This window comes from Chryseotalea sanaruensis (assembly GCF_003990915.1).
Lineage (GTDB): Bacteria > Bacteroidota > Bacteroidia > Cytophagales > Cyclobacteriaceae > Chryseotalea > Chryseotalea sanaruensis.
On record NZ_BHXQ01000005.1, the window covers coordinates 226,106 to 239,746 of the forward strand.

The following is a 13,641-nucleotide window of genomic DNA, read 5'->3' on the forward strand; positions in this document are numbered from 1 at the left end:
AGGATTTAAGAATTTGCTGGATGAACAGGATTTGCCAAAATTAATTTATGCTAAATCTTGTTCATCCTTAAATCCTGATACCGACAATATTCGTCTTGTTTATCCTTTAAACCTGCCCATCCTTATACAGACAATTATTTATTATCAGCAGGCTTCTACCACCTATCCTGAATTACTTTAAGCATTTCAGTATGTATATGGTTGGTGGCACAACACAACTCCCCTCCAAACAGAAAATTATCACCACCTTTAAAATCGGTTACAATACCACCGGCTTGTTGCACTATGAAAGTACCTGCGGCCACATCCCAAGGGTTAAGGTTGTATTCAAAGAAACCATCAAGTCGTCCGCAAGCAACATATGCCAGATCGATAGCAGCGCTGCCGAGTCTTCTAATGCCATGTGTCTTATCTAGAAAAGTTCTGATAATATTTAGGTAGGCATCTAATTTTTCAAATTGATAATATGGGAAGCCAGTAGCGAGTAAACTTTCATTAAGACCTTTAGCAGTTGAAACGCGAATAACCTTATCGTTGCAGTAGGCAGCCTCGTTTTCAATAGCATGAAAACACTCTTTGCGCGTTACTTCGTAAACAACACCGAGTATAGGTTTATTATTTTTTACAAGACCGATGCTGATGGCATACACAGGCAAGCCGTGCATAAAATTTGTTGTGCCATCCAACGGGTCTATTATCCAATTGTAGTCGTGCGATTTACTTTGCTCAACGGTTCCTTCTTCTGTAATAAAACCTGCTTCTGGAATTAGTTTTTGTAAAACCTTTACGATTTTTTTCTCTGCCTCCTTATCAACATAGGAAACAAGGTTATTGAATTTACCTTTCTCCTCAATATGGCTCAGGTCGAAGTTTTCGCATTCATATTGAATAAAACTGGCAACCTCAGCTGAAATACCAATTACTTCCTGTTGAATTGTATTAAGATTCATGCCCGCTAAGATACAAATCAATCTTCCTCTTCCGAATGATATTTTGATGGCTTTTCACCAGCAGTCTGCTTACTTTTTCCAGCAACAACCAGCACAATTTCTCCCTTAACTTCTTTCTGACTGAAGTGTTGAAGTACTTGCTGTAAACTGCCATTAAAGGTTTCTTCAAATTTTTTGGTTAGCTCACGTGATACAGAGGCTTGTCTTTCATCACCAAAATATTCACAAAATTGTTCCAGTGTTTTTGTTAGACGGTAAGGAGATTCATAGAAGACAAGTGTCCGCTCTTCATCTACTAAAGATTTTAACAAGGTTTGTCGTCCTTTTTTAACAGGGAGAAAACCTTCGAAAACAAATCGATCGCAAGGCAAACCGGATTTTACTAATGCCGGGACGAAAGCAGTTGCGCCTGGTAAGCATTCAATTTTTAGACCAGCTTGTACAGCAGCACGACTGATCAGAAAACCTGGATCTGAGATTCCTGGTGTGCCCGCATCAGACACTAAGGCAAAAGTTTCACCTTGCTGCATGCGCTCAACAAGTGTGCTTACTGTTCGGTGTTCGTTAAAATTGTGAAAACTTTTTAATGGCTTGTCAATGCTATAGTGCTTCAATAAAAATCCTGAGGTACGTGTATCTTCAGCAAGTATAAGGTCGACAGATTTTAAAATTTCTAGTGCTCTCAGTGTGATATCACCAAGATTCCCAATAGGAGTTGGCACCAGATATAGTGATGTGTGTTCCATTAAATCAGCGCGTCAATGGCAGCAGCCAGTGTTCGGTCTTTTTCAGTAACTATATTACCTGCGTCATGAGTGTTAAGCTCAAAGCTTACTTTGTTGTAAACATTACTCCAATTTGGATGATGATTCATTTTTTCAGCAACAATGGCCACCTTGCTCATGAAACCGAAGGCTTCAACAAAATTATTGAAGATGAATGTTTTTACAAGTTTGTTGTTTTCTTCTTTCCACATATACCTTTGATTCAGATTTGATCTAATACTAACGAAGGTAAGTAATTTGAAGGATGTTTTTCAATTTGAAAGCGCTCGCTTTACAACGCAATCAGTCCTTCAACTTTTGATGCCTTTTGATAGATAGCAATAACTTCTTCTGCAGAGTTCATCTTCAGTTGTACAGTTACACTGATGTATTTACCATTAGCAGATAATTTTTCTGTGATATCTTCACTCGGAAACATGTTTTTAACCGCTGGCTCCTTACCAGAAGGCACAATAAACTTAAACATGTATGCTGTTGGCCACTGGTAGTGCTGATTTAATTTCTCTCTGAAAGAGTCTGCCCATTGTTGCTGTTCCATATAACAAAAAATGCCGCCTTGATCAGATCAAAGCGGCATTTGGTTTAAGCTTAGTAATTAAAAGAAGTTATAACGCTTGTCTTCAATGTCTGATCTGTCTTTAATAGCTTCTGCTATAGAATAGTTCCTGTTCTGTGCCGCTTGCTGTAAACCTAGTTTATAAGGTGCGTAGTCGCCAAGCGCAGGAGCAATTGTTTTGTTATTAGTTTCAATAATAACAACACCAGTTTCGCTGATGAACGGCTTTGAACGCTTGCCATTTTCCAAAGAAAACGCTAAACCAACTGCGATAGGATCAAAACCAAGATTAGGTAGTGAGTTGCTGCTTAAACGAACATCACTGCTTGAATATACAGTGGCATCGCTACCAAATGCAGTTTTCACTTCTTCAAGTGTTCCTGTTGCCTTACTTAATTTTTCAATGATAAGGTTGCCCTTCAATTCATTTTTAACCATTGGCGTAATTTCGTCTTTTACCATATCCAATGGCTTGTAACCTTTTTCAACTTCACCTGTCATTACGGCTACAACATAGTTTTCTTGCAAATCGAAAACTGTTGATACCTCCCCCTTGTCTGCATCGCGGAATAACCACTGAACTAACTGACGTGCTTCACCTAGTGAACTAACTGTGCGATCTCCTGCTAAAAGTTTCTTAGCATCACGGATAACTACATTTTCAGCTTTTGCAGCAGCTTCAAATGACTCAAGATCACTCACCTCGCTAGCAAAAGCTTCTGCCTTGCGAAGTGCTTCGTTAATAGAGGCATCACTTGGTGTAATGGCTCTTTCAATACGTGCTACGTAATAGGCCTTGTTGGTTTTAGTGTTAGTAACATCAATTAAGTGGTAACCAAATTCAGTTTCTACTACATCGTTTAGTACACCGGTCTTATTAGCGTCAAAAACTGCTTTTTCAAAAAGCTTCACCATTTGTCCACTGCTAAACCAACCTAAGTCACCACCACGGCTGGCCGTTCCGTCTGTTCCATGATCTCTTGCTTTAGCAGAGAAATCAGCACCATCTTTAATTTCCTTTAGGATATTCCTTGCTTTTTCTTTTGCAGCTTTTTTATCGGCATCACTATCTGAATCCCATTTAATAAGGATATGACGGGCTCTTGCACTAAAAACAGTATCGTCCTCTATTTTAGAAACTTTGGAAACTGATAAGGTACCATCTTCAACCTGTGGACCAATCAATTCACCTACTACTAAATTTTTATCGCTTAGTGAAGAAGGTAAATTAGCGGCCGTGTATTTAATGTAAGCATTGCTGTTGTCTGAATTTCTGTTTACAAAAGCTGAGTCTTCAGTACTGATTTTCAACTCACCAGCTAATTTGATAACATCCTGGAAAATAGCCAGGGTATCTTCAGCAGAAGCTATCACTGGGAAAGCCACAAACTTGATGTCTCTTGTATTTTCAGTCTTATATTTTTCTTTGTTTTTGTTGTAGTAGTTTTTCAGATCTGCATCGCTCACTTTTACAGCAGAGTCGCTCATAGCAAAGAAGGGCACATACAAATAAGAAGCTTCCACCACATCAGATTGGTTGTGGTATTCACGCTCTGCTTCAGCGCTGGTAACATAATCTCCTTTAACCAATAAATTCTCGTATTTCATACGCGTGCGGCTAGGTGCTAAATCACGCTGGAACATTTCCCAACGAACGCGTGGCTCCGAACCTTCAGGCATATCTTTTAGTTGAGCGAGGTAAGAAATTACACGATCCTTTTCAAATTGTCCTGTTTCAGGATTGGTGAAAGATTGTCGTACGTTTTCATCAACGTTTTTACCCCAAAGTAAATCCTGCACTTCAGCAGCGCTTACGCTTACACCAACTTTTCCATACTGTTTTTCAATAGCGTGGCGCACAATCAACAATTCCCAGGCCTGCTGTCTGATTGTGGTCATTTCGCGTTCACCAGGACTGCGGCCAAAATTCATTGCATAATTGGCTTCACGCTCCTGAATGGCAGCTTGATACTCCTCCAAAGAAACTTCGTGTCCTGCAATTTCGCCAACAGTATTGCGGCCCGTCAAAACACCATTATTACCAAATAAATCGCCTAGTATAAAAGCAGCGACAGCAACAAATACGAACACCACTACCCAGGTGCCCATTTTGGTGCGCAAAGTACCAATCAATGCCATGATCTTTAAATCGTTTTAAGCTGAAAATAAATGAGTTACACTAAAAATAAGTCCGCAAATTTAAGCGCTTAGGCGGATTAGAAAAATTGTGCTGCTAAAATTAACCCTGTAAGGCTTAATTAATTGATTATCAGCACTTAGAAAAACAGAAGAACAACCACTAAACGCCTAATTCTGCTATCTACCCCAAAACCTTACACGAAACAGAACGACCTACTGCTTGTCTCCGTTAGCTCTCGAATAATAAACAACTTTGGTACATGACAGCAAGTAGAAGTTGGATCTCAGTAAGAATCATTCTCCTTATTCTGATTATAATCATAGGGATTTGCTCTGCACGGGCTTCAGATCAGATATTGGAGGCAGAGGTTTCTGCTATTGTTGATGGGAATACACTTACTCTTAAGTTCAAAGACGGTGATTCGTATGACGTACAATTATCTGGTATTGACAGCCCTGAGCTGGTTCAGGATTTTGGAGAAGAGGCAAAACAATTTTTGCAGAAAAAATTATTAAACAAGCGCGTTAAAGTGCAATTGTTAGGTAAAGACAGGTGGGGAAATCGCTTAGCGGTTGTATGGTTGAAGGGAGAGGTTGATTTACGCGTTGAATTGTTAAAAGAGGGACTAGCATGGACTGCAGAACGTAATCCGCTACCCGAACTTGAAAATGTGCGAATAGAAGCTCAAAATAAGGGAAAAGGGCTTTGGCAGATAGCTGAACCAACACCGCCTTGGATTTTCCGCAGACAGCAGAGTATGCTACAGGCAAAAGGCAGTTAAAAATATTTTTTACAGCACTTCGTTAAAACCTCAAACTACAACGTATGAGGTTTTTTCATTTTAAAATTGGGTCAATTCATTTACTAACAATAGGCATGATGGTTTTTCCAGCTGCCTTGTTTGCACAGAACTATCCCTCCGGTCCTACGTCACTTTCTCCGGCAGTACAACCTGTCTATAAGGTAGATAAGCGAACAAGAGAAGTTAAACGTGTGCAACCTAAAGTTAAGCGTTCAGCAGAGTACGCCTTCTATGATCGTGTACAAAAGGCTGCTAAAATGAAAAAGAGAACACTCAGGAAATTAGCCAAACCCCAGTACACCAATCCTTTATATTTTGGTCATAAAAATCCGCCAAAGAAACGCGAGCCCCATAAAATGCGCTACTGTCAAGAATGTGGCATCAGGCATTGAATGTATTTTGATGTACGCTTGTTTATGAAGCATGTCACTTAATGACTATTTTTGAATATGCTTTTTCGCTTTTTAATACTCTGCTTTATGCTTTTATCCTCCTTTGCTTTTGCGCAACGCAAAAAGAAAGGTTCAAGAGCACCTAGTCAGGTAACATCGGTTGGCCCATTTTACCCTGATGCAAATAAATATATACCCAAAGCAAAGAGAGGTAAGAGTAAAAGTAAAGATGGCATCAGCAGACAAGCGCAGCAGAACGCTGTAGCGCGTAGAGAGTTAACAGCAAAACAAAAAAGAAAGGCAGAGAGAACCCTGGCAGGAACGAATTACGGCAGCATCAATTACTTTGGGCATAAGCGGCCACCCAAAAAAAGAAAGCCGGAAGACATGAAACTCTGCGAAGTGTGTGGCATCAAGCACTAAATGGGTGCGACAAATTTGTGTCCAAATTATTTTCTAAAATTTTTATTAATTGATATTACTACTGACACTGGGTTGTCATACGGGGGTTGGACATTTGATTTATCATTTAACCAAAACTCTAGCGTATGAACACAACCGAAAGTAATCCAGTAATTACATCAGAAGATTTGTTAATGCATTGGCAGGGTCACAGAGGCTTAACCCGTAGACTCATTGAGGCATTTCCGGAAAAAGAATTCTTCACTTTTAATATTGGAGGCATGCGTACTTGCTCAGCGTTGATGCAGGAGTTAATTGCCATAGCAGTTCCAGGGCTTAGACAAATAGCGATGAGCAGCACAGAAGAGTTGAAAGAGCATTTGAACTACACAAGCAAAGCAGAATTTTTAGCAAGATGGGATGAGGACACAAAAGAAATAAATCGTTTATGGGCTTTAATCCCTGATGAAAAATTTCAGGAACGTATAAAAACTTTTGGTCAGTATGAAGGAACCATCTGGTCTTCTATTTTCTACTTCGTTGATAATGAAATTCACCATAGGGCACAAGCTTATGTTTACTTACGCGCCTTAGGCATTGAGCCTCCTCACTTTTGGGAGCGTTAAATTGTTATTAAATTCCTCAGGGTCTTTTACTCTAACCCTGAGGAATTAATCTTCTATTTCTTTCACATCCCCTTGTTCTTTACCCGCCCAACATCGTACTTTAGTTCATGAACCTGGCGGCCCACCTTGAGCAAACCAACCTTAGCCCTACGCTAACCATTCAAGACATTGACAAACTGGTGGAGGAAGCAAAACAGTACAACTTCTTTGGTATTTGTGTGCCACCTTTTTGGGTGAAACGTGCTCATCGCGAAATAGGAGTAGCGCCTATTACACTTGTTTCAGTAGCTGGATTTCCTCTGGGCTATAACATGACGGAAACAAAACTAGATGATATTAAGCGGGCAATAGACAATGGCGCGCATGAAGTAGATGTGGTCTGGAATATATCATCTTTTAAAACAAATCATGAATGGACTAAGATAGAGTTGGCAAAGTGTGCCAAACTTACGCACGACAATCAACGCTTGCTAAAAGTAATCATTGAAACTGCCTACTTATCTGACGAAGAAATTGTAAAAGCTTGCAAAATGTGTTCAGATGCGGGTGCTGATTTTGTTAAGACTTCAACAGGATTTGCCCCAAGTGGCGCCAAGGTAGAGCACATTCGGTTGATGCGAAGTGTGTTGCCAAAAGAAGTTGGTATTAAAGCGTCTGGTGGTATTAAAACAAAAGATCAGGCAATTGCCATGATCGAAGCTGGAGCTGACAGAATAGGCACCTCCTCAGGCATTCAGATAGTCACATAATAAAAATGAACTTAAGGCACCTTCCCAATTGTTAATTTCTTTAAAGAAAAATTTCTAAACATGACTCAAGAATTGATCAACAACATCTTTCCGGAGGAGACCACAATTCCGGCAGCACACCAACTACCTGCAAAAATTGAGCAACATGAATATTTAATTGATGGTATTCTAAAACAGTGGAAAGGTGATCAGAGTCCTGTGCTGAGTCCTGTATTTGTTAAAACAACAAAAGGCTTAGAACAAAAAATTATCGGCAGCACGCCATTGCTAACAAAGGAAGAGGCACTTGTTGCGTTAGATGCAGCAGTAAAAGCATATGATCGTGGACACGGACAATGGCCAACGTTTACCGTGAGTGAACGCATAGAACACGTGGAGAAATTTCTAGTACAGATGCGTGCCAAGCGTACTGAAGTGGTTAACCTTTTAATGTGGGAAATAGGTAAGTCACTTAAAGATTCAGAAAAGGAATTTGATCGAACCTGCGATTATATTGTAGATACCATTAATGAATTGAAAGCAACGGACAGACGTTCGGCTACTTTTCATAATGAACAAGGCATTATGGCACAGATCAGGCGCGTCCCACTGGGTGTTGTACTCTGCATGGGGCCTTATAATTATCCACTGAATGAAACCTTTTCAACTTTGCTTCCGGCACTGATTATGGGTAATACCGTTGTGTTCAAGCCTGCAAAGTACGGAGTACTATTAATCAAGCCCTTAATTGAAGCCTTCAGAGATTGCTTTCCTCCAGGTGTGATTAATATTATATATGGTAAAGGTCGCGATACTGTAGGTGCTTTGATGGAGACAGGTAAACTTGATGTTTTTGCATTTATAGGCACTAACAAAGGTGCTAATGAAATTAAGCGCTTGCATCCGAAACCACACAGGCTAAAATCTATTCTAGGACTTGATGCGAAGAATCCCGCAGTTGTGTTGCCCGATGCAGATTTAGATAATGCTGTTAGTGAATGTGTAATGGGCTCATTGTCGTTTAATGGTCAGCGATGCACGGCATTAAAGATTTTATTTGTTCATAAAAGCATTGTGGATGAATTCATCAAAAGATTTAATACCGAAGTAGCTAAATTGAAAATTGGTATGCCCTGGGATGCGGGAGTTAGTCTTACGCCACTTCCGGAACCAGGTAAGGCAGACTATCTTAAAGGATTGGTGGAAGATGCCCAACAACATGGTGCCTCGGTCATGAATGATCAAGGCGGCATCAGCAATAATACTTTCTTTTATCCGGCTGTTTTATATCCGGTAAATAGTAAGATGCGTGTGTATTACGAAGAGCAATTTGGCCCGGTAGTACCAATTGTACCTTTCGATAAAGTGGAAGAAACAATTGATTATGTTTTGGACTCTAACTTCGGCCAGCAGGTGAGTGTGTTTGGAAAAGATTCAAAAGTGATTGCAAACTTAATAGATGCTTTTGCTAGTCAGGTGGGTCGCATTAACCTGAATGCACAGTGTCAGCGTGGTCCGGATATCTATCCATTTAACGGGAGAAAGGATTCTGCGGAAGGTACTTTGTCGGTGTCTGATGCGCTACGTGTATTCTCTATACGCACATTGGTGGCTGCAAAAAGTAATGAATCCAATAAAGCCATTATCGGAAAAATTATTCGCAACCGCGAATCAGGATTTTTGAGCACAGATTATATTTTTTAGAAAGTGATTTTGACTTAGTCAATTTAAGGAATGGATGTACGTATAAAATTTTTAGGCGCTGCTGAATCGGTAACAGGTTCCCGCTTTTTAGTGGAGGTAGACAATTTTCGATTCCTTTTCGACTGTGGATTGTTTCAAGGTCTGAAAGAATTGCGTTTGCGTAACTGGGATGAGTTCCCGATTGATCCATCCAGTATAGATGCCGTTGTAATTAGCCATGCACACATTGACCATACCGGCTATTTGCCAAAATTGGTGAAAGATGGTTTTAGTGGGCCAGTTTACTGCACCACACCTACTGCAGATTTAATGGAGATTATGCTGCTTGACTCAGCCAAGTTGCAGGAAGAAGAAGCTAATTATGCGCGCAAGAAGGGCTATTCTAAACACCCTAATCCTTTAGCACTTTATGAAGAAAAAGATGTGCGGGAAACATTGAGTTTAATAAGAACAATAGGTTATAAGGAAAGATTATCTATTCATGATCATGTTGAAATTGAATTCCATGACGCAGGACATTTGTTAGGTTCTGCCATTACTGAAGTATTTATTAAGGGGGAGACACAAACAAAAAAACTTGTTTTCTCGGGAGACATAGGTCGTTATAAGCAGGCAGTATTGCGTCAGCCGAGTACTATTGAACAAGCTGATATTTTAGTTGTAGAATCAACTTATGGCAATAAGCCAAACCCAGTAGTTGACCCTGAAAATGATTTAGTGCGCATTGTCAATGATGCTTTTGATCGCAAGGGTGTGTTGGTGATACCCGCCTTTGCTGTTGGCAGAACGCAGGGTTTGCTCTATTATTTACGCAAGCTCATGAAAGAGAATAGAATTCCTGACGTGCCGGTTTATGTTGACAGCCCTATGGCTATTTCTTCTACTTATCTTTTCTTCAAGCATCTATCCTACCATAAAATGGGAGAGACTGTAAAGGAATTTGCGCAGGAGATTGAAACCAATATGTTGGTTTTTGTAAAGACAGGGGAGCATTCGAAATCGTTAAATGAAATTAAGAGCAGGGCTATTATTATTTCAGCCAGTGGTATGATGACGGGCGGTCGTATTCTTCACCACATGTTCAATCGGCTCCCCAACGAACAAGACACTTTTTTAATTGCTGGTTATCAGGCAGAGGGTACACGAGGTCGCGATATAATAGAGGGTAGCGATAGTGTTAAAATTTTTGGTGAACTTATTCCTGTGAAGTGTAAGATTGAAACCATTACCTCTATGTCGGGACATGCAGATCAGGAAGAGCTATTTACATGGCTTGGCAATTTTAAAGATAAGCCTAAGCAGACTTTTACGGTTCATGGCGAAGGCAAGGACATACATGAGTATGCACAAGCAATACACGATCGATTAGGATGGAACGTAACAGTCCCCAAGTATCAGGAAAGCTTCGAGTTGTTTAGTGGCATTTAAGCCATCTTCCTAACTATACCTTTTTGTGGATGAATCTTCACATCGAAGTGCTGATTCAAAAAGGCGTGCATACGGTTGTCAACCATTAACAGTGGACTTTCGGCAGGGTAGAAAACCGTTAGGTCAAGCACAGCCCTAATGAAATTATCATGACGACAGAATTCTTTTATCCACTTCTTAAAGGCAATTGTCCATTCTTCACAATAGCAGTCGAATGGATCACGCCCGTCAAAAGTGAACTCTAATTGATTATGCTGGTAGTTTTTAAAGCGGAATACACCCGCCAGGTTTAAGTAGAAGTCGTGAAGGTGCCTGTAATCACTGCCTTTGTGCTCGTGAATTTTTTCAGCCACATCATCTTTAATGCCAAGGGGATTAGTTCTAAGCAGGTATTCAACCTTAGCAAAGTCTACCAAATAGTGAAGAAGGGATGCTTCCAGCGAAAGCTGGGCGGACTCGAGGACGTAGTTTTTATCTAATGGGAAAAACTTTCGAATCACACTTGTTTAGTTTGGTACAAAGTTAAAAATTTCTGTTTAACCTTTTTAATGTTCTAATGCCGGATTAGTGATAAAATTCAAAAAATCGAGACTTGACCTTCCTCCCCTCAATCTGTGTCGCACAGACCGAAAGTTAACCTGCTCTACATTTCAACACCTCAATGATTCTCACAGTACGAAATCCAATCAGCGTTTAAGTTATGGTTTTGTAAAAAGAGCATGGTCTGTGAGACACAGACCATGGATAAGGGAAGTTTATAAAAAGACCAGAGATCTTACCTCCACCGTGCATAGCGTAAATCCCTCGTTCTGACTAGAGCATATTAATTATACTTTTTCTGATATTCAAAAAAATTCAAAAAGTCTTCATCTGCGTTAAAGAAATAGATTGCATAGGCATAAGCCCATATTAGTGGAATTAAGATTAGACCAAGCATGGATACTTTTAATATGTAAATCATCCCAATGAATCCTGTAATAACTCCAATTACACATAAAACTGTGAAAACGGTCTTAGCCCATTTTTTGCCACTATATATAGCGTAAAAAATTCCTATTTGAAGCCCCAGTCTAAATGTCTCTTTGAATATTTCTTTAAAGTTCAAAGGCTTAAAAGTCATATGTGAAAAAAGGATTACAATCAATGAAATAACAATCATGCCTAAAAAAACTTTCATTGTTTTTTTGCGACCAAATTCTGCCAGTTTACTTTCTTTTATTCTTTCCCTTTGGTTGGCAAATTCGGCATGATCCACTGTATAGTCCTTACACTTGTCAACAAAATCGCCAAATTTATCAGTTAATGAACAAACCAATCCTGTGTGAACATTTAACTTCCTATTGGAACAAGTCTTACAAATTTCAAGTGTTTCCTCTCTTGTCATATATTGGTATTAGGTGAAGATGACCGATAAAATAAAGTTGTAAAGTTAGCAACAAGCTAGATTGGAAATTAAAAATCCAAAGATGGTTCGTGCCTACCGAACAGTCTTTGGATTAAGTGATGAAACGAGCCTAAAACTTATCTGCGCTTGCTCTTGCCAGGTAGCTGTCGTACTCAAAAGGTGAGTCACCACCTTCCAGTAAACATCCTTCAGGAACGGGAGGATAAATTTCTTCGTACGTTTTTACCATATTCATGAATACCCGTCTGTAAACATGTGTTCGATTAATTTCATCAGGGCTTGCTAAACCTGCGCAAGAGAGCAGTTCCACAAATGAGCCTACAGTGTTCTTATGGTAATTGGCTACACGCACTTTTTTATCTTCAACTACAAGACCTTTTGCAAAGTATTGATCCTGTGTTGCCACTCCTGTGGGACAAGTATTTTTATGACACTCAAGTGCCTGAATACAACCTAGCGCCATCATCATTGCACGAGCAGTATTGCAAGTATCGGCACCTAAAGCCATTGCTCTAACAATATTGAATCCAGTTAAAATTTTTCCCGAAGCAATCAGTCGCATATGCTCGCGAATACCAAAACCCCTTAGGGCATCATCAGCAAAAGCGACTGCATCCAACATAGGCATACCTACAAAGTTGGTAAACTCTGGTGGCGCAGCACCTGTACCACCTTCACCACCGTCTATGGTAATAAAATCAGGATACAGATTCAATTGCACCATGGCTTTGCATAAACCAAGGAATTCGCTTTTACGACCGATACACAACTTAAAGCCTACAGGTTTACCACCAGATAGTTCGCGCAATTGATCTACAAACTTGATTAGTTCAATGGGATTGCCGAAAGCACTGTGATAAGGCGGTGAAAATACTGTTGTGCCTACTTTTACACCCCGTATTGCTGCAATTTCTGGTGTGTTTTTCTTACCTGGTAAAATACCTCCATGACCAGGCTTGGCACCTTGCGACAACTTGATTTCAATCATTTTAACCTCAGGCCTATGCGCATTTTTTTGAAAAGCATCAGCAGAGAAAGTGCCATCTTCATTTCTGGCGCCAAAATAGCCAGTACCAATTTGCCAGATCAGGTCGCCACCATGTTTCAGGTGATAGGGACTAATGCCACCCTCTCCAGTATTGTGTGCAAAGCTTCCGATTTTAGCTCCGGCATTTAATGATTCAATGGCATTTGCGCTGAGCGAACCGAAACTCATTGCAGAAACATTTAACACACTTGCCTGATAAGGCTGGATGCACTTGCTTCCACCGAACTTAATGCGTGGATTATGATCCAGTAAGTTATGATCTAAAGGTTTAATCGAATGTGTCATCCACTCATATCCCTCCGCGTAAACGTTGAGTTGTGTTCCGAAAGGCACAGTATCAATTTGTTTTTTGGCACGTTGGTAAATAACCGAGCGCTCATTTCTATTAATGGGCGCACCATCTGTATCTGACTCAACAAAGTATTGCTGAATTTTTGGGCGAAGATCTTCGAAGACATATCTCAATCTACCCAACACGGGGAAGTTGCGTTTTAATGATTGCTTCGTTTGTATCATGTCTTGTATACCAATCACAATGAGCGGGCCTACAATGACAAACAGCAGGAGCATATCAATCCAGAAGTACGACCACACAATGATGATGGCCGAAACCAGAATACTGGTGATAACGAATAATTTTCTCATAGGGTTTTTTGTATGTAATCAAATATACTA

Annotated in this window: 15 protein-coding genes; 7 read left to right on the forward strand and 8 right to left on the reverse strand. The window is 40.0% G+C overall.

Features of this window, described 5'->3' with window-relative positions:
- Window positions 1–155 precede the first annotated feature (155 nt).
- The 5 genes from SanaruYs_RS14220 to SanaruYs_RS14240 form a co-directional block, all read right to left on the reverse strand.
- On the reverse strand, window positions 156–950 hold the full coding sequence (locus SanaruYs_RS14220; protein ID WP_127123252.1) for an inositol monophosphatase family protein: 795 nt from the start codon (window positions 948–950) through the stop codon (window positions 156–158).
- Window positions 951–967: 17 nt separating this feature from the next.
- Window positions 968–1,696: a 16S rRNA (cytidine(1402)-2'-O)-methyltransferase gene (gene rsmI / locus SanaruYs_RS14225; RefSeq protein ID WP_127123253.1), complete on the reverse strand. Its 729-nt coding sequence runs from the start codon at window positions 1,694–1,696 to the stop codon at window positions 968–970.
- On the reverse strand, window positions 1,696–1,926 hold the full coding sequence (locus SanaruYs_RS14230; RefSeq protein ID WP_127123254.1) for a 4a-hydroxytetrahydrobiopterin dehydratase: 231 nt from the start codon (window positions 1,924–1,926) through the stop codon (window positions 1,696–1,698). Before SanaruYs_RS14230 ends, rsmI begins: the two co-directional genes overlap by 1 nt.
- A gap of 80 nt (window positions 1,927–2,006) precedes the next feature.
- Entirely contained in the window at window positions 2,007–2,273 is a 267-nt protein-coding gene (locus SanaruYs_RS14235; protein WP_127123255.1) for a DUF493 family protein, read from the reverse strand.
- 57 nt (window positions 2,274–2,330) lie between these two features.
- Complete coding sequence (locus tag SanaruYs_RS14240; RefSeq protein ID WP_127123256.1) at window positions 2,331–4,430, reverse strand: peptidylprolyl isomerase; 2,100 nt, start codon at window positions 4,428–4,430, stop codon at window positions 2,331–2,333.
- 260 nt (window positions 4,431–4,690) lie between these two features.
- Here SanaruYs_RS14240 and SanaruYs_RS14245 point away from each other — a divergent pair, with 260 nt between their 5' ends.
- The 7 genes from SanaruYs_RS14245 to SanaruYs_RS14275 all read left to right on the forward strand — a co-directional run bounded on the left by SanaruYs_RS14245 (window position 4,691) and on the right by SanaruYs_RS14275 (window position 10,513).
- The gene (locus SanaruYs_RS14245) at window positions 4,691–5,212 is read left to right on the forward strand and encodes a thermonuclease family protein (RefSeq protein ID WP_127123257.1); all 522 of its coding nucleotides are present in this window, start codon (window positions 4,691–4,693) and stop codon (window positions 5,210–5,212) included.
- A gap of 44 nt (window positions 5,213–5,256) precedes the next feature.
- Window positions 5,257–5,625, forward strand: coding sequence for a hypothetical protein (locus tag SanaruYs_RS14250; RefSeq protein WP_127123258.1), 369 nt, complete (start codon window positions 5,257–5,259; stop codon window positions 5,623–5,625).
- Between the two features lie 87 nt (window positions 5,626–5,712).
- A complete protein-coding gene (locus SanaruYs_RS14255; RefSeq protein WP_127123259.1) occupies window positions 5,713–6,048 on the forward strand; it encodes a hypothetical protein in 336 nt (111 codons plus the stop codon).
- A 125-nt stretch (window positions 6,049–6,173) separates the two neighbouring features.
- A complete protein-coding gene (locus SanaruYs_RS14260; protein WP_127123260.1) occupies window positions 6,174–6,653 on the forward strand; it encodes a DinB family protein in 480 nt (159 codons plus the stop codon).
- A gap of 107 nt (window positions 6,654–6,760) precedes the next feature.
- Window positions 6,761–7,402, forward strand: a complete 642-nt coding sequence (gene deoC / locus SanaruYs_RS14265; protein WP_127123261.1) for a deoxyribose-phosphate aldolase — start codon at window positions 6,761–6,763, stop codon at window positions 7,400–7,402.
- A 60-nt stretch (window positions 7,403–7,462) separates the two neighbouring features.
- Window positions 7,463–9,085 (forward strand): NADP-dependent glyceraldehyde-3-phosphate dehydrogenase, encoded by a 1,623-nt coding sequence (locus SanaruYs_RS14270; protein WP_127123262.1) that lies wholly within the window; start codon window positions 7,463–7,465, stop codon window positions 9,083–9,085.
- A 30-nt stretch (window positions 9,086–9,115) separates the two neighbouring features.
- Window positions 9,116–10,513, forward strand: coding sequence for an MBL fold metallo-hydrolase RNA specificity domain-containing protein (locus SanaruYs_RS14275; RefSeq protein WP_127123263.1), 1,398 nt, complete (start codon window positions 9,116–9,118; stop codon window positions 10,511–10,513).
- Here the strand turns inward: SanaruYs_RS14275 and SanaruYs_RS14280 are convergent.
- From SanaruYs_RS14280 to SanaruYs_RS14290, 3 genes are all read right to left on the reverse strand, one after another.
- Window positions 10,510–11,013: a hypothetical protein gene (locus tag SanaruYs_RS14280; protein ID WP_127123264.1), complete on the reverse strand. Its 504-nt coding sequence runs from the start codon at window positions 11,011–11,013 to the stop codon at window positions 10,510–10,512. The genes SanaruYs_RS14275 and SanaruYs_RS14280 overlap by 4 nt on opposite strands.
- A gap of 323 nt (window positions 11,014–11,336) precedes the next feature.
- The gene (locus SanaruYs_RS14285; protein WP_127123265.1) at window positions 11,337–11,897 is read right to left on the reverse strand and encodes a hypothetical protein; all 561 of its coding nucleotides are present in this window, start codon (window positions 11,895–11,897) and stop codon (window positions 11,337–11,339) included.
- A gap of 130 nt (window positions 11,898–12,027) precedes the next feature.
- Window positions 12,028–13,611: an FMN-binding glutamate synthase family protein gene (locus tag SanaruYs_RS14290; protein WP_127123266.1), complete on the reverse strand. Its 1,584-nt coding sequence runs from the start codon at window positions 13,609–13,611 to the stop codon at window positions 12,028–12,030.
- Window positions 13,612–13,641: the final 30 nt, after the last annotated feature.